The following is a 24,478-nucleotide window of genomic DNA, read 5'->3' as shown; positions in this document are numbered from 1 at the left end:
GGGCGAGGGGAAAGGGAGCCGATTGGGGGCTTTTCAGAACCTGAGTTCGACTCGATATTTCAGGTCGGTGTAACTTGCAAGAACACCACGGTCAGTCCCCTCTCCCTTTGGGAGAGGGCTTTTCAGCCTTAGAAATCAATAGTGCCGGACAACTTGGCCACCCGCGGCTCACCCTGAGTCAGATACCCACCCTGAGCCGATTCCCAGTACTTCTTGTTCGCCAGATTCTCCACGCCCAGACGCACGGTCACGTCCTTCTCTGACACCTTGAACGCATAACGCGCACCGGCATCGAAACGGTTCCAGGTCGGCAGGCTGAGGTTGTTCGCCGCATCCGCGTATTGACCACCGGTACGCAGCATCCGCGCATTCAGCGCTACACCTTGCAGACCCGGCACATCCCAATCCGCACCAGCGTTGAACTGGAAGGTCGGCACACCGATCGCACGGTTGCCGTCGTTGGCGCCATTGAGGGTGTTCTTCAGTTCGGTGTCCATCAGGGTCAGACCGCTGATCAGGCGCAGACCATTGATCGGTTCGCCGAACACGTTCATTTCCACGCCTTTGTTGATCTGCTCGCCTTCACGCACGTAGGTGCAGGTGGTCGCACTGTCGATTTCGCAGTAACCATCGCTCGGCTGCTCGATGCGATAAACACCGAGGCTGGCGCCGTAAGTGCCCATGTCGACTTTCACCCCGACTTCGGTCTGCTTGGAACGCGCGGGTGCATAGACTTCGTTGCCGTTGGTCACACGGAAACCACCGGAACTGGTCGGCGAGGTCGGGCCCTGGGCCAGGCCTTCGATGTGGTTGGCATAGAACGACACATGGTCCCACGGCTTGAACACCACGCCGTAGACGGGGGTGGTGATCGATTCGTCGTAGCTCGACTTGCGACCGCCGCTGCCCCAACTGGCGTAGTTGTAGCCTTGCACCACCAGTTGCTGACGACGCAGGCCGGCGGTCACCAGCAGGCGATCATCGAAGAAACCAAGGGTGTCAGAGAGTGCGATGCTGCGGTTGAAGGTCTTGCCGACGATGCCGGGATCATTCAAGTCGCCGCCGGCAAAGTTGCCCACCGGCGACGGCGTTTGCACCGGGTGGTAGATGTTGTTGGCGTATTGGGTCAGGTCAAAATCATAGGCGCTGCGCTGTTCGGCCCAGATGCCGGTCAGGCCGAAGTTGAGCTTGTGGCTGACCGAACCGGTGTTGAATTTACCGTTGAGGCCGGCCATCACGCTGGTGTTGTCTTCGTCGTGCGGAATGAACGAGCCGGTGGTGAACGACGCGCCGTTGTTACCGACCAGCGTGGTCGAGTTGTAACGCCCGACTTCGCGGGTGTGCTTGGCGCCACCGGCCGCGTAGGCGGTCCAGTTGTCGTTCAGGTCGTACTCGGCGCGGAGCATGCCGAAAGTGTCTTCGATGTCGGTGTAACCCCACTTCGGCGCGTAGTTGGTGTCGGCCGATGGCGCGTCGGGAATGTGCGTGGTGGTGCCGAGGTTGACCGAGTTGCGGCCACCGTTGACGCGTTCTTTCTGATAGGCGAAGTCGCCGGAAATGCGCAGGGCGTCACCGCGATAATCGAGGCCGATGGCGAACAGTTTCGAGCGCTGGTTTTCGTGATCGATGCCGGTTTCGCCTTCGCGCTGGGACAGGTTGATCCGTGCACCGAAGCGGTTGTCTTCACCGAAGCGCTGGCCAATGTCGAAGTGATGACCGATGCGACCTTCGCTGTTGATGTCGGTGGTGTAACGACGCAGCGGCACGTCGCCGGCGCGTTTCGGTTGCAGGTTGACGCCGCCACCGATGCCGGAACCGGTCGGGGTCACGCCATTGATAAAGGCGTTCGGGCCTTTGAACACTTCCACGCGCTCCAGCGCATCGGTGGAAATGATCTGCCGTGGTAACACGCCGTACAGGCCGTTATAGGAAATGTCGTCGCCGGTCAGCGGCAGGCCGCGGATCATGAAAATCTGCGCCTGGTTAGAGAAACCGGAGGCCTGACGCACCGACGAATCGTTGAGCAATACGTCGGCGACGTCTTCGGCCTGCTGATCCTGAATCAATTGTTCGGTGTAGGAGGCGGCGCTGAACGGCGCGTCCATCATGTCCTGATTACCCAGCACGCCGAGCTGGCCGCCACGGGCGACCTGACCACCCGCGTAAACCGGGGGCAGGGCGTTAGGCGTCGGGGCTTGGGCGTTGACGTTGACGTCGTCCAGCACCAGCGCCTTGTTATCGCCGTCTGCGGCGTGAGCGGTGACAGTCAGGGAGCACAGCAGGGCGAGAAGCGTCGGGCGAAACGGGACGGCGAGTCGAGCTGAAGCGGACATTTAGATACCTGGAGGCGCACGGCCGGTGAGAAAAATAAGGGCGGCGCGGGAACTCCTTGCGCAAATGCGACTCCAGGCACAAATGATAGGATTTCTCAGTAACGTTTTGCAATCAGTTTGTCATCACCCCTTCAATACCCGCATTCCTGTGCAGGAGCCTGCGGCAGCGCCTACACGGATTGTGTATGGTGGTTCTGGCTTACTGGACTGGATGGAGCAACATGCACAACCCTCGATTACCGATCACGCTCGCCGCACTGCTGGTGCTCGCCGGTTGCGCCGGGCAACGCAGCCAGGAACCGGTGCCCCGTGCGCCTGCTGAAGTGAAGGCCGAGATCGTGCGGCTGATGCCGGCCAAGACTGCCGATCGCCAAGGCTGGGCCACCGATATCTACGCCGCGTTTGCCGCGCAGAACATCAGCCCGACCACACAGAATCTGTGCTCGGTGCTGGCCGTTGCCGAGCAGGAATCCACCTTTCAGGCCGATCCCACCGTGCCCGGCCTGGGCAAAATCGCCCGCGACGAAATCGACCGTCGCGCCGCCAAAGTGCACATCCCCAGCCTGTTGGTCAGCGGCGCGCTGCAAGTGCGCTCAACCAACGGCAAGACCTACAGCGAACGCTTGAATGCGGCGCGCAGTGAAAAAGAACTCAGTGGCATATTCGACGACTTCATCGGTCGGGTGCCGATGGGCCGTACGCTGTTCGGCGGTTTTAACCCGGTGCACACCGGCGGGCCGATGCAGGTCAGCATCGAATTTGCCGAACAGCACGCCAAGGATTATCCGTATCCGGTGGACGGCACGATCCGCCACGAGGTGTTCAGCCGCCGTGGTGGCATGTATTTCGGTATTGCCCACTTGCTCGGTTACCCGGTGAGTTATCGCGAGCCGCTTTATCGCTTCGCCGATTTCAACGCTGGGTGGTACGCCAGTCGTAATGCCGCATTTCAAAACGCGGTGAGTCGCGCCTCGGGCATCCCGCTAGCGCTCGATGGCGACCTGATCCGCTACGACTCGATCATGCCCGGCGGTACGGAACTGGCGGTGCGCACCCTCGGCAAGTCATTGGGCATGCGCAATCCGAGTATTCGCGATCAGCTAGAGAAGGGCAAGACCCTGGAGTTCGAAGAGACCAAGCTCTATCAGCGGGTGTTCGAACTGGCGGAGCAAGCGGAGGGGAAAAAGCTGCCGCGCGCGGTGTTGCCGGGGATCGTGCTGCAGAGCCCGAAGATCACCCGCAAACTCACCACAGCGTGGTTCGCCAAGCGCGTGGACGAGCGCTACAAGCGCTGCATGGCCAAGGCCGGATAAATCAGACAGACATAAAAAACCCGGCCAAGGGAGCCGGGTTTCTCTGGGTTGTTGCGCTTACAGCCAAACATCAGGCAACGCGACGTTCGATCAGACGATCCGAACCACCTTCAGCAACGCGGCGTTCGAGCAGACGATCCGAACCACCTTCAGCAACGCGACGTTCGAGCAGACGATCAGCGCCACCTTCAGCAACGCGACGTTCGATCAGACGATCCGAACCACCTTCAGCAACGCGGCGTTCGAGCAGACGATCCGAACCACCTTCAGCAACGCGACGTTCGAGCAGACGATCAGCGCCACCTTCAGCAACGCGGCGTTCGAGCAGACGATCCGAGCCACCTTCAGCAACGCGGCGTTCGAGCAGACGATCCGAACCACCTTCAGCAACGCGACGTTCAAGCAGACGATCCGAACCGCCTTCAGCCAAACGGCTTTCGATCAGTTTGTCCGAGCCGCCTTCGGCGATCATGGTGTGGGCCGGGGTAGCGGCGAAAGCGTTGATAGCGAAGACCGAGAAAGCGATACCGAGAAGAGTTTGGCGTTTCATGATGGTGTGCTCCGGGGTGTTGTTGGTTGGTATGGAGCAGATGTTACGCCCGGGATTTTTTATGAGAACTTCATTGCCGTGATGGTGAACATCGATGCCGATGATGGTAGCCAGGAGCCGCAGAGCAGAGCCTCACAGCACCTTCACAGCGCGCCCGATCGCCTGAATCGGCCCGGTCGGTTTGCCGATCGGCGAGCCATTGGCGCCCTCAAGTGTCAGCTCGAATAGCTGATTGGGTTGCAGCGGCGGTAACTTGTCCAACGGCACCGACAACGCCTGTCCAGGCTTGACCAACCCTAGCGAAACCGGCCCTTGCCAGCCATCAGCCTTGGTCCAGAATTCCAGCGCCTTGTCCGCCGGCACCTCAACCACACCGAGCGGAATCAACTGGATTTCCCGCGAGTTGCTCGCCTGAATCACCCAGCCCGGGGCCTTGTCCTGCGGCGCGACCAGCACCACCAGATAGCTGGGTTTCGGCGTGGTCTGGGTCAGCAGGATCGAACCCAGAATCAACGTGGCAGCCAAACCGGCTGCGCTCAACCCACGCCAGAGCGGCAGCAGATTCCACCATGAAGTCGAAGGTGCTTGCCGCGCCAGTCGCCCGACACTGCGCTCGATGCGCTGCCACAACTGCGCCGAGGGTTGCTGCGGTTCGGCCAGATCCGTCAGCTCCAGCAGACGCCGTTCCCAGGCGTCTACCGCTGCGCGCAATTGTGGATCATTCGGCAAGCGCCGTTGCACCTCGCTGCGCTGTTCGAACGACAGCGTGCCGAGCACATATTCGCCGGCCAGTTCGTCCCGTTCCTGCGCTGATTCGCTGGTCATCCCATGCACTCCCGCAAGGCATTGAGGCTGCGCTTGATCCACGCTTTGACGGTGCCCAGCGGCGTGTCGAGGCGCGCGGCAATCTGCGCGTGGCTGTAGCCGTCGACGTAAGCATGCAGGACGCAACTGCGCCGTTGTGGCTCTAGCTGGTCAAGGCAATGGTGGATGCGCGCCGAATGCGCGTGGGCGTCGAAGCTGGCATCGTCCGCAGCGGTTTCGTGGGCCTCGCTGAACGGCGTTTCCCGGCCGTGATCACGCAGCAGATTCAGCGCCAGATGCCGGGTCACGCTGAACATCCAGCCACGCGCCGAACCGCGCGCCGGATCAAACCCCGCTGCACCGTTCCAGATCTTGATAAAGGCCTCATGAACGATGTCCTCCGCCAGCGCCGTATCGCGCACCAGGCGCTTGGCCACGCCGAGCAGACGCGGACCTTCCTGCACATACAAATCGCGCAGGGCCGAACGCTCGCCACGGGCACAAGCAGCGAGGCGGGCTTCGTAATCGAAAACGGATTCGGCTAAAGGCATGTCGTGCAATCTAGCTCACATTCCGCAAACATCCAGAACACATAATTCCCCTTGTAGGAGTGAGCCTGCTCGCGATAGCGGTGTATCAGCAGCATATTCTTCACTGATACACCGCTATCGCGAGCAGGCTCACTCCTACAGGGGATTTGTGGTGTTCCGGAGATCAGTTCGCCGCCCAGAAAATGTAATCGGCCTGGTACTTCACCACTTCCTGCTTGCCCTTGTTCGCCGTTGTACATTCACTGCCCGGTGCCACGCCGCCCTTGAGCGCGACACGCTGGATGTAACTCACGCCGCTCATCGCGCCTTTACCCTCGGCGGGGTTGGCCTTGACCAGTTGATAGGGCAGGTTGCCAGGAGTCGACGGTGCCACGGCCAGTTGCGTGCCGGTGACTTTCGAACCGTCCTTGGCCTGCCAGGTCGCTGGCGGGCCGAAGTAGGTGCCGACCTGCTTGCCGCTGCGATCATTGAGCACCGCTTTCGGACCGACAAACGTCCACTCGGTCTGCCCGGCCGCGTTGGGCTTGTCGCGGCACTCGTAGGTGATCTCGCCGACGCCAGTGGTTTCCATGGCGATCTTGTGGCCGTCCGGCACTTTGATCGCGTCGGGGTAACTGCTTTGGGCGAAGGTTGTCGAGGACAGGGCGAGCAAACCGGTGAGGCCAATCAGTTGAGTGATGTTCATCAGTGTCATCTCCGAAAAGGGTAAACCGCTGACAGCCGAAGAGGGCTGTTACAGGGACTACCCATGACGGAGGCGTTTGGATGCAGTGACTGAAAAATAAATTTCAAACCCCACCGATCCCCATGTAGGAGTGAGCCTGCTCGCGATGGCGTCGTGTCAGCAAAATCTACGTCACTGGAATACCGCTATCGTGAGCAGGCTCACTCCTACAGGGTGTTGTGTCGGGCTTTAGGCCGGAGGCTTTCAGGAGTTCCTGGGTGTAGGGGTGTTTGGGCACGGCAAAAATCTCGCGCGACGAACCCTGCTCCACCACCTTGCCATCCTTGATCACCATCAAGTCATGCGCCAACGCATGCACCACCGCCAGATCATGGCTGATGAACAAATAGGTCAGCCCATGCCTGATCTGCAATTGCCGCAACAACTCCACCACCTGTTTCTGCACCGTGCGATCCAGCGCCGACGTCGGCTCATCGAGTAGAATCAGCGCCGGTTCCAGCACCAGTGCGCGGGCGATGGAAATGCGCTGGCGCTGGCCGCCGGAAAACTCGTGGGGATAACGATGGCGGCTCTGCGGGTCGAGACCGACTTCCTCCAGCACCCGGATCACCGCCGCTTCCCGCTCAGCCTCAGTGCCGATACCGTGAGTCAGCAAGCCTTCGGCAATGATCTGCTGCACCGACATCCGTGGGCTGAGGCTGCCAAACGGATCCTGAAATACCACTTGAATCTGCCGCCGCAACGGCCGCATCAAACGTTGATTGAGCAAGCTCAGTTGCTTGTTACCAAAACGGATATTGCCCTCGGACTCGACCAGTCGCAGGATCGCCTGACCCAGCGTCGATTTACCCGAACCTGACTCCCCGACAATCCCCAAAGTCTTGCCCCGTTGCAGGGTGAAACTCACGCCGTCCACGGCTTTGATGTAATCCTGCTGGCGACTGAACAACGCTTTGGGCAACGGAAACCAGACCTTCAGATCGTCGACCTCAAGCAGATTGTGATCGTACTCACTAGGCACCGGCGCACCGCTCGGTTCAGCCTCGATCAGCAAGCGACTGTAAGGATGCTGCGGCGCGCGAAACAGCGTTTCGCAATCGGCCTGCTCAACGATCTCGCCTTTACGCATCACGCACACGCGCTGAGCGATACGCCGGACCAGATTGAGGTCATGGCTGATCAGCAACAGCGACATGCCCAACCGTTGCTGCAACTCGATCAGCAGCTCAAGAATCTTCTGCTGCACCGTCACATCCAGCGCCGTGGTCGGCTCATCGGCGATCAACAGTTCCGGCTCGTTGGCCAGCGCCATGGCGATCATCACCCGTTGCCGTTGACCACCGGAAAGTTGATGCGGATAGGCTTTCAAACGCTGCAACGGCTGGCGAATGCCGACCAGTTCCAGCAGCTCCAGAGTCCGTTCGCGGGCAGCGCGGCCCTTGAGGCCTTTGTGAATTTCCAGTACTTCGCTGACTTGCTTTTCCACGGTGTGCAGCGGATTCAGCGAGGTCATCGGCTCCTGGAAAATCATCGCAATGCGGTTGCCGCGCAGGCCGCGCATCTGCTGCTCGCTGGCGTGCAACAAGTCCACGCCGTTGTAGCGAATCGCGCCGCTGCTGCTGACGTTCTTGCCCGGCAATAAACGCAGGATCGAATGTGCGGTCACGGACTTGCCCGAGCCGGATTCACCGACCAGTGCCAGGCACTCGCCGCGGCGGATATCCAGGTTCAAACCGTGCACCACTTCTTGTCCGGCGAAGGCGACGCGCAGGTCGCGGATCTCGATTAAATGGTCTTGCATGTCAGCTCCTAGGATCAAAGGCATCTCGGCACGCTTCACCGATGAAAACCAACAAAGACAGGATCAACGCCAAAGCAAAAAACGCCGTCAGCCCCAGCCACGGCGCTTGCAGATTGCGCTTGGCCTGACCGATCAATTCGCCCAGCGATGCAGTACCCGCCGGCATACCGAAACCAAGAAAATCCAGCGCAGTCAGGGTGGCGATGGCGCCGGTGAGAATGAACGGCAGATAGGTGAGGGTGGAGGTCATCGCGTTGGGCAGGATGTGTCGGCACATCAGTTCGTTGTCGGTCAGGCCCAGTGCCCGCGCAGCTTTGACGTATTCCAGATTGCGTCCGCGCAGAAACTCGGCGCGCACCACATCGACCAGCGCCAGCCAGGAAAACAGCGCCATGATCCCCAGCAACCACCAGAAACTCGGCGAGACGAAGCCGGACAAAATGATCAGCAGGTACAGCACCGGCAACCCCGACCAGATCTCCAGCACGCGCTGCCCAAGCAAGTCGACCCAACCGCCGTAATAACCCTGCAACGCGCCGGCAACGATGCCGATCAATGCACTGATGCCGGTGAGAATCAGCGCAAACAGAATCGATATTCGCGTGCCGAAAATCACCCGCGCCAACACGTCGCGCGCCTGATCGTCGGTGCCCAGCCAGTTGCTGGAAGAGGGCGGACTCGGCGCCGGTTCGCTGAGGTCGTAATTGACTGTGTCGTAGCTGAACGGAATCGGCGGAAACAGCATCCAGCCGCCCTGATCCTCAATCAGCTTGTGTACGTAACTGCTGGCGTAATCCGGTTGAAACGGTAGCTCGCCGCCGAAATCGGTTTCCAGGTAATCACTGAGGATCGGGAAGTAAAAGGCGTCGTGATAACGGATCACCAGCGGTTTGTCGTTGGCGATCAATTCACCGCCCAGACAAATCAGGCACAGACCGATAAACAGCCACAACGACCAGCGCCCACGGCGGTTGGCCTTGAACTGCGCGACACGGCGCTGACCAAGAGGGGAAAGAGTGAACATCAGGCAGTCCTCGCCGAGAAGTCGATGCGCGGGTCGAGCAGGGTGTAGCAGAGGTCGCCGATCAGCTTGATCAACAGGCCGAACAGGGTGAACAGGAACAACGCACCGAACACCACCGGATAGTCGCGCGACACTGCCGCCTCGTAGCTCATGCGCCCCAGACCGTCGAGGTTGAAGATGGTTTCGATCAATAAGGATCCGGCGAAAAACACCTCGATCAGCGCCGACGGCACACCGGCCACCACCAACAGCATCGCGTTGCGAAACACGTGGCCGTAGAGCACGCGCCTCTCCGTCAGGCCCTTGGCCCGCGCGGTGATCACATACTGGCGGCTGATCTCGTTGAGGAAGCTGTTCTTGGTCAGGATCGTCAACGTGGCGAAACCGCCAATCACCAGCGCCGTCACCGGCAACACCAGGTGCCAGAGGTAGTCGCCGACCTTGCCCAACGTGCTCAGGCTGTCGAAGTTATCCGAGACCAGCCCCTGCACCGGAAACCAGTTGACGTAGCTGCCGCCGGCAAACACCACGATCAGCAAAATCGCGAAGAGGAACGCCGGCATCGCGTAGCCGATGATGATCGCCGTGCTGCTCCAGACATCGAAGGCGCTGCCGTTCTTGATCGCTTTGCGAATGCCCAGAGGGATCGAAATCAGGTAGGTGATCAGCGTCGCCCATAAACCCAGCGACAGCGACACCGGCAGCTTCTGCACAATCAGATCGGTGACCTTGGCGCCGCGAAAGAAGCTGCTGCCCAGATCCAGCTGCGCATAGTTTTTCAGCATCAGCCACAAGCGTTCGTGCATCGGTTTGTCGAAGCCGTAATGGTGTTTGATCTCCTCGATCAGCGCCGGATCGAGGCCTCGGCTGCTGCGCCCGGCGCCGCCAACCGCAGCGACCTCGCCACCACCGCCCATGCTGTGCCCGCCGAAGCCTTGCAAGCGTGCGATGGCTTGCTCCACCGGGCCACCCGGCGCGGCCTGCACGATGAGAAAATTGACCACCAGAATGCACAGCAGCGTCGGGATGATCAGCAGTAAACGTCGACTCAGATAACGCAGCATGTCACTGGCCCCCCGCAAGCTGGCTGTGCATTTGTTGCGTGGTCAGCGCCTTGGCCGATACCTCCCACCAGGTGTTGAGGCCTTCGTCGTAGGCCGGTTGCACGGCCGGCATGCCGAAGCGGTTCTGATACACCGTCGGCGTGCCTTTGGAGTAATAGTTGGGAATCATGTAGTAACCCCATTGCAGCACCCGGTCGAGGGCGCGGGCGTAATGCACCATGGCTTCGCGGGTGTTGGCCTGGACCAGTCCGTCGATCAGTTGATCGACCGCCGGATTGGCCAGCACCATCGAGTTCGAGCTGCCGACTTGCGTGGCACTTTGCGAGGCGTACAGGCTGTACAACTCGCGGCCGGGGGAGACGATCGGATCGCCGCTGCGCGGGAAACTGGTGACGATCATGTCGTAGTCGCGGGCGTTGAGGCGGTTGACGTACTGCGCCGAATCGATGCGGCGCAAATTCAGGGTGATGCCGATCTGCGCGAGGGTGCGTTTGAACGGCAACAGCATGCGATCGAAGCCGCCCTGACCGTCGAGAAAGGTGAACTCCAGCGGCTCGCCGTCAGCGTTGACCAGGTGATTGTGTTGCGGCGTCCAGCCCGCCTCGGCGAGCAGCTGCAACGCTTGCAGTTGCTTGTCGCGGATGTAGCCGCTGCCGTCGGTTTTCGGCGCTTCATAGACCGTGGTGAATACCTCGTCAGGGATCTGCCCGCGCAGCGGCTCGAGGATCTTCAATTCTTCGGCGTCGGGCAGGGCGGTGGCAGCCATTTCACTCTTCGGCCAGAAGCTGTTCTGGCGCACGTAGAAGCCGCGCATCATCTGTTTGTTGGTCCACTCGAAATCCCACAGCAGGCTGATCGCCTGACGCACGCGGCGATCCTGGAAGATCGGGTTTTGCAGGTTGAACACGAAGCCCTGAGCGGCGGTGGGTTTCTCCGGGGCGAGGATCGACTGCTGCAAGCGGCCGTCGCGCAATGCCGGGCTGTCATAGCCGACCACGTAACCGGACGAGGAAAACTCGCGGTTGTAGTCGAACGCGCCGGCCTGCAGCAGTTGGCGGGCGACGTCGGTGTCGCCGTAGAAATTCACCGTGAGGGTGTCGAAGTTGTACATCCCGCGACTGACCGGCAGGTCTTTGCCCCACCAGTCCGGATCACGTTGAAAACTGATGCTGCGCCCGGCGTCGACCTTGCTCACCCGGTACGGGCCGCTGCCCAGCGGTGGCTCGAAACCGCCGCCATTGGCGAAGTCGCGGGTTTTCCACCAGTGCTCAGGCACGATGCGCATCGTCGCCAGATCCAGCGCCAAGGTGCGGTTGAGGTTGTTCTTGAAGGTGAAGCGCACCTGCCGTGGGCCTTCGATGAGCACGTCCTGCACATCGGCGTATTGCTGGCGATAACTCAGGCTGCCCTTGGTCATCAGCAGGTTGAAGGTGTAGCGCACGTCTTCGGCAGTGATCGGCGTGCCGTCGGCGAAACGTGCTTTTGGATTGAGGGTGAAGCGCACCCAGAGTCCATCGGGATCGCGCTCGATCTGCTGCGCGACCAATGCGTAAACGGTGTAGGGCTCGTCCAGCGAACGGAACGCCAACGGCGAGTACACCCAGTCATTGACCTGCACCACGGAAATGCCCTGATCGGCATACGGGCTGATGTAGTTGTACTGGCCGATCTCCATCGACGCGCGACTGAGCGAACCGCCCTTGGGCGCGTTGGGATCGACGAAATCGAAATGCTGGAAGTTCGCCGGATACTTCGGCGCCTCGCCGTACACCGTCAGCGCATAACTGCCAGCGGCCAGCGCCGAGGTGCCGGTGCACAGCAGCGCACTGCCCAAAAGCAGGCCAGCCATGTTGCGCAAAAAACTCATGAAGTCACTCCTTAATTCCTGAATGCACACAGGTCAAAACTGTAGGAGTGAGCCTGCTCGCGATGAGGCCAAGTCAGACCCTGCAAGGTTGACTGAAAAAACGCTATCGCGAGCAGGCTCACTCCTACAGGAGGTGTGGTGCTCTCAGTTAGAAGTGGTAAGTCATGCGCGCAAACAACGTACGGCCCAGCGGGTCGGTGTAGCGCGGGTCATAGCCGCTCTGGAAGTTGTAGGCCTGGTTGGAGAACGGCGGGTTGCGGTCAAACACGTTCTTCATCCCGGCATCGACATCCAGCACCTTGTTGAAGGTGTAGCCGGCCGACAGGTCCCACACCGAATACGACGCCACGCGTGCGTGGGTGTCGCGGTCGTAGTCGTTGTAACCGGTGGTGAAGCGGTTGGTCAGTGCCGCCCGCGCCGCGCCGAAGGTCCAGCTGCCGGTGAGGTTGTGCTTCCAGCGCGCGATCACGCCGTCACCCTGGAAGTCGCCGACCTTATCGGTGAACGGGCCTTTGATGGTGCTCTGGAAGTCGTACTCGTCAACATAGGTGCCTTGCAGGCCCAGACCGAACTGACCGTACGGCGTGTTCGGGAAGCGGTAATCCAGTGACACATCGACGCCGTTGGTTTCGACGATGCCGAGGTTGGCGTTGCCGGTGACGATGTAGTTGAGCGTGCCGTCGGCGTTGCGCACGAAGCGATCCGGGTAGGAACCGGCCTGATCAAACACGGTGGATTCCGGGAACGGCTGGATCTGGTTGGAGATGTGGATCCACCAGAAATCCAGACCCACCGAGAGGTTGTTGATCGGCTGATAGACGAAGCCGAGGGTCACGTTGCGCGCCTTCTCCGGGGCCAGGTCTTCGTTGCCGCCAATCTGGTTGAGGAACTGCTGACCGCAATCGCGGCCGCCGTTGCCGCCCGGTTGCACCACGCCGCCGGTACACAGCACCGGATCGTTGTAGTAGCCCTGGGTGTAGGTGATGCTGCGCGGCGAATACAGTTCGTACAGCGACGGCGCACGGAAGCCTTCACTGTAGGCGCCGCGTACCACCAGCTCTTTCAATGGCTGATATCGGAACGAGTATTTCGGGTTGGTGGTGCTGCCGAAGTCGCTGTATTTGTCGTGACGCACGGCGGCGGACAGTTCGAGGCTGTCGAGCACCGGCACGTTGATTTCGGCGTAGGCGGCTTTCACGCTGCGGTCGCCCTCGACACTGCCGGCCGGGTCGATGCCGAGGCTCTGGATATCGCCGGCGAACGACTCGAAGTCCTGATGGAATTTCTCTTTGCGGTATTCGCCGCCCAGTGCCAGACCGGACGGGCCAGCGCCGAACCAGTCGCCGATTTCGCGGCTGATACGACCATCGAAACCGGCTACACGGCCCACCGCAGTGGAATAGGCGCCGTGATACGCCGCGTTATCAATGTACTGCTGACCGGCGGCGGACTGCGGGCCGAACGGGTTGAGCAAACCGCTGGCCAGTCCGTTGATCATCGCTTGATCGCTGACATACCCACTGGTGACGCTGGAGACGATTTTGTTCTGGTTGTACGACGCGCCGACGTTGTAATCCCAACCGCCGACCAGGCCATCGAAACTGAGCAAAAAGCGCTGGCTGGTGTTCTGGTCTTTCGATTCGCGCGGGCCCGCAGCGGTTTCGCGCCAGTTCACATCGACCGGTTGGGTCGGGTCGAGGGCGAAATCGGTCGGCGCCGGGGTGATGCCGTTGCCGGGGTAGTAGGGCGACGAGCCGTCGAGGCTCAGGCCGGTCAGTGGCGCCGGGCCGACCGCCGTGGCGTTGTTGTTGCGCGACCAGAAGTATTCGAGATTGACGTTGTGATCGTCGCCGAGTTTGCCGGTGGTCTTGCCGAAGAACGAAGTCTTCTCGGTCTGTGGCACCAGGTCGATGAATTCACGGGTGCTGAAGCGGCACAAGCCGTCGCGGGCGATCAGGTTGGGGCCGTTGCAATTGCTGTTGGCCAACGGGTTGGTGGCGTTGCCGTTCTGGCTGTAGTTGCCGGGGAACGCAGTGCCGGAGGTCTGATCGAGGCCGCGACCGGGGGCGTAGTCGGTAGCGAAGGAGCGGTCGTTGGCGTCGAGGTTCTGCTGCTTGTTGTAGTTGAACACGCCGAGGACGTTGAAGCGGTCTTCTTCCAGATCGCCGTAGCCCCAACTGGCGCTCATGTCTTTGGTTTGGCCGCCGCCGCTGTGGGTCGGGGTTTCGCCGCCGAGGGTCAGTTGGCCGTCGGTCAGGGATTTCTTGGTGATGAAGTTGATCACGCCGCCGATGGCGTCGGTGCCGTACAAGGCCGAGGCGCCGTCACGCAGGACTTCCACGCGCTCAATGGCGGCAAACGGGATCATGTTCAGATCCACCGCGCCGCCGGCCGAGTTGGTCCCGGACAAGGCGTTGTTGGCCAGGCGTCGACCGTTGAGCAGCACCAGCGTCTTGTTCGCACCGATGCCGCGCATGTCGGCGAACGAGGCACCGCCGGTGGCTGCGCCCACGGAGCCGGCGCTGTTGTTGATCGACTGGCTGCCGGTGATGCGCTGGACCAGTTCGGCGGTGGTGGTCACGCCCTGTTTGCGCAGCTCATCGGCCTTGAGAATGGTGATCGGCACCGCCGTTTCCGCATCGACCCGGCGAATCGCCGAACCGGTCACTTCCACCCGTTGCAGTTGCGTGGTCGGCGCAACTACCGCCGCAGCTGCCGGGACGTTAGCGTTGTCGTCCTCGGCCGCCTGCACAGTCCCGGCGCCCATCCCCATGGCCACCAGATACAACGGAACAAAACGGTGGCGAGAAATCGTTGCCACCAAGGGTTTGAGCGTGAAGCGTGGAGTGTTCATCAGCATGGTTATTTCCGACTTTTTAGACGTTATCGAATTGGCCTTGTGAGCCCCTCATTGCTCCGCTATCGGTGATACCGCGTGCGGAAAACCACTTTCTTCAAGCAAGCCGATCCCCTCCGAAGACGCGTGGCGTTTTTTCGGTCGGCCGTTTACGACGGGATTTGGTCAGCGGTGCCGGACGCGTGTTTTCAGTACGCGGCCGCCACCGCACTCAGTGGGTGGTCATCACCGAAATCTTGGTAATGCCCGAGCGTTCGATCGACGCCATGGCTTTCGCCACCTGGCCGTAATTGACGGCGGAGTCGGCCTGCAACTGCACGCGCACTTCGCTGTCCTTGGCCTTGACCTCCTTGAGGCTGGCCTCCAGCGATTCCGGGGCCAGCTCGGTTTTCGCCAGATAGAACTTGCCGTCCTGATCGACGCTGACCACCACCGGGTCTTTCTTTTCGGCGGGGGCGACGGCGTCGGTTTTTGGCAGGTTGACCTTGATTGCGTTGGTCATCAGCGGCGCGGTGACGATGAACACCACCAGCAGCACGAGCATCACGTCGACCAGCGGCGTGACGTTCATTTCGCTGAGCACTTCATCGCTGTCTTGAGTGGAAAAGGACATCAGCTGGCCTCCCGCACGGCGGCTGTGGTTTTGCTGGCGATGGCCTGACGGCTGATGGAAAACGCACTGCGCGAGGCGAGGGCGTCGAAATCGTGGGCGAAGTCATCCATGTCTGCCGAGGCGAGTTTCAAACGGCGCAGGAAGAAGTTGTAAATCAGCACCGCCGGCACCGCGACGGCGATACCGACGCCGGTGGCGATCAGCGCGTGACCGATCGGCCCGGCGACCGCTTCAAGGCTGGCCGAGCCTGTTTCGCCGATGCTTTTCAGGGCTTCCATGATTCCCCACACGGTGCCGAACAGACCAATGAACGGCGCGGTGCTGCCAATACTGGCGAGGATCGCCTGGCCGTTTTCCAGGGAGCGGCGTTCCTTCTGGATCTGCTGGCGCAGGTTGCGTTCCAGGCGATCCGAACGGTTGATGGTGTGCGCCAATTGCTGGGTGGTACGCGGCGAATCTTCCACCAGCAGCGCTTCGAAACCGCTGCTGGCGATACGCGCCAGCGAGCCCGGATACTGGCTGGCGTGTTCGGCGGCGGTGAGCAGATCCGGCGCGCCCCAGAAGGCTTTGCTGAATTGTTTATTTTGCGCTTTCTGCCGCAGGTACTGCGCCGACTTGACCAGCAGGATCGCCCAGCTGACCACGGAAAACAGCACCAGACCCCAGAGCACGCCGGGGACAATCATCGAAGACAAATCGTTCATGGTGACACCTCGCTTGCGTTATTCGGTTGTGCGTTGATTGAGCGTTCGGTTATTGCGGCAATTTGAAATCGATGGTCTGGGTGGCGAAGCCGTCGATCGGCGTATCACCGCGTTTGGCCGGAATAAATTTCCAGTTCTTCACGGCGGCGACGGCGGCGTCATCCAGTTGCGGCTTGCCGCTGGATTTGGTCACCGTCACCGTGCCGGCGCGACCGTTGGCGAGTACCTGAATGCGCAGCACCACGCTGCCCTCCCAGTTGCGCCGCAGTGCCAGCGACGGGTATTCCGGCGGCGGGTTGCCAAGGCTGGCGAGACCGGAAATCGCTGCCGACTCCTTGACCGGACCCGGCGCGGCGGCAGGAGCCGGTGGCGCGCTCGGGGTGGCCGGGGCAGCAGGCGCGGCAGGTTGTGCCGGAGCGGGCGGCGCTTTCGGTGGCTCGACCTTTTTCACCGGTTTCGGCTTCTCGACCGGTTTCGGTTTTTCGATCGGTTTGGGTTTCTCCACCGGTTTCGGCGGTGGCTTGACCGCGTCCTCGTCTTCCACCGGTTGCTCCGGTTCAGGAGGCGGTGGCGGAGGAGGCGGTGGTGGCGGTTCCGGGGTCGGCGGTGCCGGTGGCGTCGGGCTGGTCAGCTCGACGGTCATTTCCGGAATCTGCGGTGGCGTTGGCAATGGCTCTGTTTTGGACTGCTGGAGAAACCACCAGGCGCCGCCATGTATCAGCGCCGACACAGCGACCAGCAACACCATTTGCTGTTTATTCAGACCGCCGGGTTGCGAAGTGTTGGCTTTAAACGCCGGCCTGCCCGGAGGCGGCGGAATTGGCGCTTCCCGCAACGACCCCGGCAGGGTTCTGTGCTTTACCGCATCGTTCATTAAAGCTCCCTCGGGTTGATGAAGGGCAATAAGGTGCCGTCCGAACATCCAGGAGATGTTCGAGTGGGTGGGTGCAACTTTCTTCAAGGTGAGCAGAAGCCGATAGTTGAACTATCCGGTTAACAAGGCTTGTGCAAACTTACTGGCTTGGCGTCATCGACTTCGAGTGTTCATTGGCCATTCCCTGGTTGTTCTTCTATTGCGTAAGACAACGGTCGGTGTCTCATGCTTGTTACACATAGCAACCGCTGTGCCACATGTTGCTGAAATGTAGAGTGCGTATTTCATGAGTGTTACCCATGTCGCATTTATATAAGTTTTACCCTTGTCGTGGTTTTTCCATGGCGCGCAGATTGCCGTTACTCCGGGCGAGGGAGCTTTTTCACAGGCGAGTCAGGCTGTGCGCCATATCACGCTGATCGGCGGGATAGAGCGGCGGCTTGGCTGGCGGCCAGGGCACTTGCTGGTGCGCGGCGGACTGAATTGGTGCGGGTCAATGTTTTAGCGGCTCACGGGGCATGTTCCTTGTTGTTGTTTAAATAAAATCACTGTTTTAAGTATTGAGTAGTTCAAACTCGTGGAGCAGTTTTGGTGCACTTGTAATGGCGCTGAAAGTTATTGTTCGACAATCCTGCTGTCATTCAATGCACACTGCGTTTGTGCAATAACTGCTCGAGTGTTATTTAAAAAATAAATAGCACGCTGCCGTCGGCCAATAACTCATTGGCGAACGCAGTGCGCTGTCGAGGTGTCAGGTAATAAAGTAAGTGTGAAGGCAGCCGGGACTGTTCGGATGAACTCGGCGGCGAACGGATAAATGCAAAGAGGCTGTGATGCGGCAGAGCGTTTGAAGATTCACGCGGTGAACTCCTTGTTGCCAGCTCGGATACGCGAACTTTTGGTTCGGTATCGCACCTTACAAGAACGCGGATAGCGTTCGATGATTGCTCTTGGTGCGGGATGGGCACCGCCAGCGCTGTTTTGCGAGGTTTGAATTCGCAAGTCGCGAGTGCATGGGAAAACCGTGCCAAAACCGATACACAGACAGATTATTTCTACATCCACGCTACAGCCATCTACCCTGTGGCAATGGCTTTTTCGGGGGGATTGGATATGTACCAGCTCTATGGGCACAGAAATTCAGGCGCGGCGGCCATCGAAGCGGCGCTGGAACTGTGCCAGATCGCTTACCGTTTCATTGATGTCGAAGCCAGCACCGAAGCTGCCGAGGCGTTGGCGCAGCTCAATCCACTCAAGCAGATACCGACCTTGCAACTGCCCGACGGCAGCGCCATCACCGAGAGCGCGGCGATCCTGATTCATCTGGGCCTGACATTTCCCAAGTCTGGTTTGCTGCCTGCCAAAGCGGAGGACCGCGACCAGGCGATTCGCGGTCTGGTCTATATCGTCAGCAACTGCTACGCGGCGATTGGCGTCATCGATTATCCGGAGCGCTGGCTGCTGATGCCCGACGAAGCCTCGCGGCAGAATCTGGTGGCCGGCGCGCGCGAGCGTTTGCACTGGAGTTGGGAGGTCTTTGCCGATCAGTTTTCCGCCGAGCTTTATCTGGATGACGAAACGCCGGGGGCGCTGGATGTGCTGGCGGCGGTGGTGACACGCTGGGCGGGCAGTCGCGAGCATTTGCGCCAGACGCGACCGGGGTTTTATGCGTGGTTGCAGCGGATTGACCGGCATCCGGTGCTGGCGCCGGTCTTCGCCCGGCATTGGCCTGCCTGAGCACCAAAGAACCCTGTGGGAGCGAGCTTGCTCCGGGCGGCGTTCCGACGATAGCGGTCTGTCAGTCACCTTGTTTTTAGCTGACAAACCGCTATCGTCGGAACGCCGCCCGGAGCAGGCTCACTCCTACAGGGGGGGCGGCGGTGTCTTTGGGATTTATTCCCCGCGAATGTACTGCTCCAGCTGTTTGATCAGCTCCGCCTGTTCGGCAATTGCTTCCTTGACCAGGTCACCGATCGACAGCAAGCCGATCAGCTTGCCGTTCTCGACCACCGGCAAGTGGCGCAGGCGTTTGTCCGACATGATGCCCAGGCAGGTGTCGACGGTTTGGTGGGTGTCGACGGTGATCACGTTCGCCACCATGATGTCGCGCACCGGCGTGCCCACGGATGAGCGGCCATGCAGCACCAGTTTGCGTGCGTAATCGCGTTCGCTGATGATGCCGACCACTTTATCGTCTTCCACCACCAACAAGGCGCCGACGTTTTTCTCGGCCATCTTCATCAGCGCTTCGAGCACCATGTGATCAGGCTTGATCTGGTGCACTTCCTGATTTTTCTGATCTTTGAGCTTGAGCAGTTGGGCGACGGTCTTCATGGCGGTTACTCAGGTGTTGTCGTTGTTATCCAAGCATCGTAGACGCAAGCGCGCAGGGCAAGGTGGCAAAGCGGCAGATAACACGCAAAAAACGTCATTCGCCGGTTTTTTCCGTGGTTGACGCCGATTTATCGCCAGGGTCATCCGGTGCAATGCCGCGTAGAATGCCCCTCTGTTTCAATTCCTGAGGTTGCAGTGGTGGATTTACCGCAGGGCTTCGTCCTGACCCGGCATTGGCGCGATACCCCGGCCGGCACTGAAGTCGAGTTCTGGCTGGCGACTGACGCCGGGCCGCGCCGTGTGCGTTTGCCGCATCAGCCGTCGGTGGCGTTTATTCCCGCCGAGCAGCGCGCAGCGGCCGAACGTCTGCTGCACGACGAAAAGAATGTCGAACTGCGCCCGCTGGCCCTGCAGGATTTCGAGCATCGCCCGGTACTGGGTCTGTATTGTCAGCAACACGGCCAATTGATGCGCCTGGAAACCGCGCTCAACCGCAACGGGGTCGACGTCTTCGAAGCCGATGTGCGCCCGCCGGAACGCTATCTAATGGAGCGCTTTATCACCGCACCGGTGCGGTTCAGCGGCACGCCCGATGTCGACGGCGTGTTGCTCAACGCCCAGCTCAAACCTGACCCCGATTACCGACCGAAGCTGCGCCTGGTCTCGCTGGACATCGAGACCACCGAAACCGGCGAGCTGTACTCCATCGCCCTCGAAGGTTGCGGCGAACGTCAGGTCTACATGCTCGGTGCGCCGAACGGCGACGCCAGCATCGTCGATTTTGACCTCGAATACTGCGACTCACGCACGGTCATCCTGAAAAAACTCAACGACTGGTTCGCCCGCCACGACCCTGACGCGATCATCGGCTGGAACGTCGTGCAGTTCGACCTGCGCATCCTCCACGAACACGCGCGGCGCCTCGGCGTGCCGCTGAAGATCGGCCGTGGCGGCGAAGAAATGCAATGGCGCGAACACGGCAGCCGCAATCACTACTTCGCCTCGGCGGCGGGACGGCTGATCATCGACGGCATCGAGTCCCTGCGTTCAGCGACCTGGAGTTTCCCGTCGTTCAGTCTGGAAAACGTCGCCCAGACCCTGCTCGGCGAAGGCAAGTCCATCGACAACCCGTACCAGCGCATGGACGAAATCAACCGCATGTTCGCCGAGGACAAGCCGGCGCTGGCCAAGTACAACCTCAAGGACTGTGAACTGGTCACGCGAATCTTCGCCAAAACCGAACTGCTGACCTTTTTGCTGGAGCGCGCCAGTGTCACCGGATTGCCGGCGGATAGAAGCGGCGGCTCGGTGGCAGCGTTCACGCATTTGTACATGCCGTTGATGCACCGACAGGGCTTTGTCGCGCCGAACCTCGGCACCAATCCGCCGCAGGCCAGCCCCGGCGGATTTGTCATGGACTCGCAACCGGGCTTGTACGAATCGGTGCTGGTACTTGATTACAAGAGCCTGTATCCGTCGATCATCCGCACCTTTCTGATTGACCCGGTGGGCCTTATTGAAGGCCTGCAACACCCGGACGATGCCGACTCCGTGCCGGGCTTCCGAGGTGCGCGGTTCTCGCGTACCCGGCATTGCTTGCCGTCGATTGTCTCGCGCGTTGCCGAGGGCCGCGAGACCGCTAAGCGCGAACACAACGCACCGCTGTCGCAAGCGCTGAAAATCATCATGAACGCCTTCTACGGCGTGCTCGGTTCCAGTGGTTGCCGCTTCTTCGATACGCGGTTGGCGTCATCGATCACCCTGCGCGGTCACGAGATCATGCTGCGCACGCGCAAGCTGATCGAAGAGCAGGGCCACGCGGTGATCTACGGTGACACCGATTCCACGTTTGTCTGGCTGCGTCGCCCCCATGGGCAGGAAGAGGCAGCGAACATTGGTCATGCGCTGGTCAAGCACGTCAACGATTGGTGGCGCGCGCATGTGCGTGAAGAATATGGGCTGGAAAGCGCCCTCGAACTGCAATTCGAAATTCACTACAAACGCTTTCTGATGCCGACCATTCGCGGCGCGGAGGAGGGCAGCAAAAAACGTTATGCCGGCCTCGTCACCCGCGCCGACGGCAGCGATGAAATGGTCTACAAAGGCCTGGAAACCGTGCGTACCGACTGGTCGCTGCTGGCCCGGCAATTCCAGCAGGAACTCTACGAGCGGATTTTCCAGCGCAAGCCCTATCAGGATTACGTGCGCGACTACGTGCGCAAAACCCTTGCCGGCGAATTCGATGATCGGCTGGTTTACCGCAAACGCCTGCGCCGCACCCTCGACGATTACGAACGCAACGTACCGCCGCATGTGCGTGCGGCGCGGCTGGCCGACGACTACAACGCGCAGCACGGGCGCCCGCGCCAATACCAGAATGGCGGCTGGATCAGCTACGTCATCACCCTGGCAGGTCCCGAGCCGCTGGAGGTGCGCCGTGCGGCCATCGACTACGACCACTACATCACCCGGCAGCTGCAACCGGTGGCGGACGCGATTCTGCCGTTTGTCGACGACGATTTCTCAACCCTGATCGGGGGGCAACTGGGCCTGTTTTGAGTCGAGCAGTTGCAGCGTCCACTCATCAAGAATGCCGTGGAAGTAGCGTTCCAGCGCTTGGGTGAACACGCTGTCTTCCGCGGAAAATTGAGCGAACAGCGTCATCGAGGAATGAAATTTCAGGTCATCGGGATGGCCGAAAATCTCCGCGATCGAGCGCTGTTTCACCTTCAGCACTAACTGCGTGCAGGTACGCAGGCGCGCGCCGAGCAGCTCGTGGGCCAGATAGGCCCGGGCTTCCTCGGCTGAACCGATGGCGAAGCGCCGGGACATTTCACTGCCGCCCAGGCCGGCGAACTGCGGAAAGACAAACCACATCCAGTGGCTGCGTTTGCGGCCATCATCAAGTTCGCGTTGCACGCGCTCGAACACCGGGTCCTGGGCCTGGACAAAACGTTGCAGGTTAAACGGGTCGTACTGATCAGTGCTTCTCATCGCGAAGCCCTCGCCAGTCGGCGGCTCAGACCATGGCCAGCCGCTGCTTGCGTTGTGGCGCTTTAAAAACCTGGTCCAGCGCCGCCAGATCCCCGGCCTCCAGTTGCAGTTGCGCGGCTTGTGCATTGAGTTGCACGTGTTCCGGTCGCACAGCCTTGGGAATCGCAATCACACCATCCTGACGCAGAATCCACGCCAGCGAAACCTGCGCGGGGGTTACGCCATGACGAGCGGCAATTTCATTCAGCACCGGTTCAGCCAGCATCGCGCCGCCCTGGCCGATCGGACAGTAGGCCATCAGCGGCATCCGCTGGTGTTGGCACCATGGCAGCAGATCGAATTCGATACCGCGCTCTTCGAGGTTGTAGAGCACCTGATTGGTCGCGCAGGCGGAACTGGAGAGTTCTTCGAGGTCGTCGACATCGAAATTCGACACACCCCAACGGCCGATCTTGCCGTCCTCGCGCAGGCGTTCGAAGGCCTCGACGGTTTCTTCCAGTGGATACTGACCGCGCCAGTGCAACAGATAGAGGTCGATGTAATCGGTATCGAGTCGGCGCAGACTGCGCTCGCAGGCTTGCGGGATGCCTTTGCGGCTGGCGTTGTGCGGGTAGACCTTGCTGACCAGAAACACCTGATCGCGCAGGCCGGCAATGGCTTCGCCAACGACCGATTCGGCGCCGCCCTCGGCGTACATTTCCGCCGTGTCGATCAGGGTCATGCCCAGCTCGATACCGCTGCGCAGTGCTGCCACTTCACGCTTGTGCGCCGAGCGGTCTTCACCCATGCGCCAGGTGCCCTGGCCAATGATCGGAACCTGGACGCCGGCCAGTTCGAGGGTACGCATGCAAACCTCCTTGCTGAATGTGTCGATACCTTTTAGTGGGCAGCAGGATAGCGCAGGGGTTCAAAAAGCAAAGTGATCGCGGCCTTCGGCAGCGCTTTCCTTATGGATACCGGTTTCCCATGTAGGAGCTGCCGAAGGCTGCGATCTTTTGATCTGGCGCTCTTCTTTATCCATCCACGTGCAAGTGCGCAAGAAGTTGCGCAGTGATTTGCCTGTTTTCACCCGGGTAAGTCTCTACAGGCCGCGTAGCTCTTGGCCTCCAGCCAAGTGCGCAACTTCTTGCACACCACTGCGCAAGAAGTTGCGCACGTTCCCTTGTTTTTCATTGGCTTAGTCACAGGAAAAAATCAGTCGATGAGCTCCGGGCCTTTGTCTGTATGGGTTGTATAAAAGCTGGCATGAAGTTTGATGGCGCATGGCCATCCTTTTCGGGCAATGGTGCCTGAGAGGTATGTCTTTCAAGCAAGGAGAGCACCCCATGGCAACACCAGCGTACATGTCGGTTACCGGCGAAAAACAAGGCCTGATCACTGCAGGCGCTTTCACCGCTGACTCCGTAGGCAACACCTACCAGGAAGGCCACGAAGACCAGGTCATGGTTCAGGCTTTCACCCACGACGTGATCATCCCGCGTGACCCGCAATCCGGTCAGCCAACCGGTCAGCGCGTGCACAAGCCAGTTGTGATCACCAAGGTCTACGACAAGGCTTCGCCGCTGCTGCAAGCGGCGCTGACTTCCGGCGAGCGCATGAGCGAAATCGTTATCCAGTGGTACCGCACTTCGGCGCAAGGCACCCAAGAGCACTACTACACCACCAAACTGGAAGACGCGATCATCGTCGCCATCAACAACAAAATGCACAACTGCCAGGACCCTGGCAACGCGCACTTCACCCACCTGGAAGAAGTGCAGTTCACCTACCGTAAAATCACCTGGACCCACGAAGTATCCGGTACTTCGGGTTCCGATGACTGGCGTGCTCCAGTCGTTTAATCGCGGCTGACAGTTGTACCGCCCCGGCCGGCATCGCTGGTCGGGGCGCACTCACTTTTAAAGAATTTTTGCCAATAGCCCCTTGAGGGGCTGTTGCGCGTCGCAGCACTGCGCGAGGGACAAGGGAATGTTCTCACCGGCCAACCAGCCTCATTTCAATCTGACCGTCGATGGCATCGACAGCGACTTTCAAGTGCTGTCGTTCACCGGTCGTGAGGCCCTCAATACGCCGTTCGAATTCGAGCTGGAACTGGTCAGCGAAAAGGCCT

21 protein-coding genes are annotated in these 24,478 nt (G+C 60.3%); 5 read left to right on the top strand and 16 right to left on the bottom strand.

Annotated elements, in window-relative coordinates; all coding sequences use genetic code 11:
* Window positions 1-128: 128 nt before the first annotated feature.
* A complete protein-coding gene (locus tag H8F23_RS23910) occupies window positions 129-2,333 on the bottom strand; it encodes a TonB-dependent receptor (protein WP_194936019.1) in 2,205 nt (734 codons plus the stop codon).
* Between the two features lie 221 nt (window positions 2,334-2,554).
* Here H8F23_RS23910 and H8F23_RS23905 point away from each other — a divergent pair, with 221 nt between their 5' ends.
* Window positions 2,555-3,646 carry a DUF1615 domain-containing protein gene (locus H8F23_RS23905; RefSeq protein ID WP_194936018.1) on the top strand — a complete coding sequence of 364 codons (1,092 nt, stop codon included), beginning with the start codon at window positions 2,555-2,557 and terminating at the stop codon, window positions 3,644-3,646.
* A gap of 70 nt (window positions 3,647-3,716) precedes the next feature.
* Here the strand turns inward: H8F23_RS23905 and H8F23_RS23900 are convergent, their stop codons facing one another.
* The 12 genes from H8F23_RS23900 to H8F23_RS23845 form a co-directional block, all read right to left on the bottom strand.
* Window positions 3,717-4,196, bottom strand: coding sequence for a phage infection protein (locus H8F23_RS23900; RefSeq protein ID WP_194936017.1), 480 nt, complete (start codon window positions 4,194-4,196; stop codon window positions 3,717-3,719).
* Window positions 4,197-4,328: 132 nt separating this feature from the next.
* On the bottom strand, window positions 4,329-5,021 hold the full coding sequence (locus H8F23_RS23895) for an anti-sigma factor (protein ID WP_099756725.1): 693 nt from the start codon (window positions 5,019-5,021) through the stop codon (window positions 4,329-4,331).
* A complete protein-coding gene (locus tag H8F23_RS23890) occupies window positions 5,018-5,551 on the bottom strand; it encodes a sigma-70 family RNA polymerase sigma factor (RefSeq protein ID WP_194936016.1) in 534 nt (177 codons plus the stop codon). The genes H8F23_RS23895 and H8F23_RS23890 overlap by 4 nt, the downstream gene beginning before the upstream one ends.
* A gap of 163 nt (window positions 5,552-5,714) precedes the next feature.
* A complete protein-coding gene (locus H8F23_RS23885; RefSeq protein ID WP_093433916.1) occupies window positions 5,715-6,236 on the bottom strand; it encodes a DUF3455 domain-containing protein in 522 nt (173 codons plus the stop codon).
* A 166-nt stretch (window positions 6,237-6,402) separates the two neighbouring features.
* Window positions 6,403-8,037 (bottom strand): ABC transporter ATP-binding protein, encoded by a 1,635-nt coding sequence (locus tag H8F23_RS23880; RefSeq protein WP_194936015.1) that lies wholly within the window; start codon window positions 8,035-8,037, stop codon window positions 6,403-6,405.
* Window position 8,038: 1 nt separating this feature from the next.
* Window positions 8,039-9,061: an ABC transporter permease gene (locus H8F23_RS23875; RefSeq protein ID WP_077573741.1), complete on the bottom strand. Its 1,023-nt coding sequence runs from the start codon at window positions 9,059-9,061 to the stop codon at window positions 8,039-8,041.
* The gene (locus H8F23_RS23870; protein ID WP_093433925.1) at window positions 9,061-10,125 is read right to left on the bottom strand and encodes a microcin C ABC transporter permease YejB; all 1,065 of its coding nucleotides are present in this window, start codon (window positions 10,123-10,125) and stop codon (window positions 9,061-9,063) included. The genes H8F23_RS23875 and H8F23_RS23870 overlap by 1 nt, the downstream gene beginning before the upstream one ends.
* A 1-nt stretch (window position 10,126) precedes the next feature.
* Entirely contained in the window at window positions 10,127-11,992 is a 1,866-nt protein-coding gene (locus H8F23_RS23865) for an extracellular solute-binding protein (protein WP_194936014.1), read from the bottom strand.
* Window positions 11,993-12,140: 148 nt separating this feature from the next.
* Window positions 12,141-14,852 carry a TonB-dependent receptor gene (locus tag H8F23_RS23860; RefSeq protein WP_194936013.1) on the bottom strand — a complete coding sequence of 904 codons (2,712 nt, stop codon included), beginning with the start codon at window positions 14,850-14,852 and terminating at the stop codon, window positions 12,141-12,143.
* 208 nt (window positions 14,853-15,060) lie between these two features.
* Window positions 15,061-15,462, bottom strand: coding sequence for an ExbD/TolR family protein (locus H8F23_RS23855; RefSeq protein ID WP_093433931.1), 402 nt, complete (start codon window positions 15,460-15,462; stop codon window positions 15,061-15,063).
* Window positions 15,462-16,148: a MotA/TolQ/ExbB proton channel family protein gene (locus H8F23_RS23850; RefSeq protein WP_371748312.1), complete on the bottom strand. Its 687-nt coding sequence runs from the start codon at window positions 16,146-16,148 to the stop codon at window positions 15,462-15,464. The genes H8F23_RS23855 and H8F23_RS23850 overlap by 1 nt, the downstream gene beginning before the upstream one ends.
* Window positions 16,149-16,215: 67 nt before the next feature.
* Window positions 16,216-17,040 (bottom strand): energy transducer TonB, encoded by an 825-nt coding sequence (locus tag H8F23_RS23845; protein ID WP_194936012.1) that lies wholly within the window; start codon window positions 17,038-17,040, stop codon window positions 16,216-16,218.
* A 1,113-nt stretch (window positions 17,041-18,153) separates the two neighbouring features.
* On the opposite strand from H8F23_RS23845, the gene H8F23_RS23840 reads away from it, so the two are divergent.
* Entirely contained in the window at window positions 18,154-18,777 is a 624-nt protein-coding gene (locus tag H8F23_RS23840; protein ID WP_194936011.1) for a glutathione S-transferase, read from the top strand.
* A 156-nt stretch (window positions 18,778-18,933) separates the two neighbouring features.
* On the opposite strand, the gene H8F23_RS23835 is transcribed toward H8F23_RS23840, so the two are convergent.
* Window positions 18,934-19,374 carry a CBS domain-containing protein gene (locus H8F23_RS23835; RefSeq protein WP_008084932.1) on the bottom strand — a complete coding sequence of 147 codons (441 nt, stop codon included), beginning with the start codon at window positions 19,372-19,374 and terminating at the stop codon, window positions 18,934-18,936.
* 198 nt (window positions 19,375-19,572) lie between these two features.
* On the opposite strand from H8F23_RS23835, the gene H8F23_RS23830 reads away from it, so the two are divergent.
* On the top strand, window positions 19,573-21,933 hold the full coding sequence (locus tag H8F23_RS23830; protein ID WP_194936010.1) for a DNA polymerase II: 2,361 nt from the start codon (window positions 19,573-19,575) through the stop codon (window positions 21,931-21,933).
* On the opposite strand, the gene H8F23_RS23825 is transcribed toward H8F23_RS23830, so the two are convergent.
* Entirely contained in the window at window positions 21,898-22,368 is a 471-nt protein-coding gene (locus H8F23_RS23825; protein ID WP_194936009.1) for a DUF1810 domain-containing protein, read from the bottom strand. The two genes, H8F23_RS23830 and H8F23_RS23825, sit on opposite strands and share 36 nt — an antisense overlap.
* 25 nt (window positions 22,369-22,393) lie before the next feature.
* Window positions 22,394-23,215 (bottom strand): aldo/keto reductase, encoded by an 822-nt coding sequence (locus H8F23_RS23820; protein ID WP_194936008.1) that lies wholly within the window; start codon window positions 23,213-23,215, stop codon window positions 22,394-22,396.
* 478 nt (window positions 23,216-23,693) lie between these two features.
* Here H8F23_RS23820 and H8F23_RS23815 point away from each other — a divergent pair, with 478 nt between their 5' ends.
* Both H8F23_RS23815 and H8F23_RS29380 read left to right on the top strand, forming a co-directional pair.
* Window positions 23,694-24,209 carry an Hcp family type VI secretion system effector gene (locus H8F23_RS23815; protein ID WP_007949952.1) on the top strand — a complete coding sequence of 172 codons (516 nt, stop codon included), beginning with the start codon at window positions 23,694-23,696 and terminating at the stop codon, window positions 24,207-24,209.
* Between the two features lie 127 nt (window positions 24,210-24,336).
* The coding region (locus H8F23_RS29380) for a hypothetical protein (protein WP_194934177.1) at window positions 24,337-24,478 on the top strand (142 nt) is incomplete at its 3' end.

The organism is Pseudomonas neuropathica (genome assembly GCF_015461835.1).
Taxonomy (GTDB): domain Bacteria; phylum Pseudomonadota; class Gammaproteobacteria; order Pseudomonadales; family Pseudomonadaceae; genus Aquipseudomonas; species Aquipseudomonas neuropathica.
The sequence above is the reverse complement of the archived record's forward strand: the minus strand, read 5'-3'. Positions and strand labels throughout refer to the sequence as shown.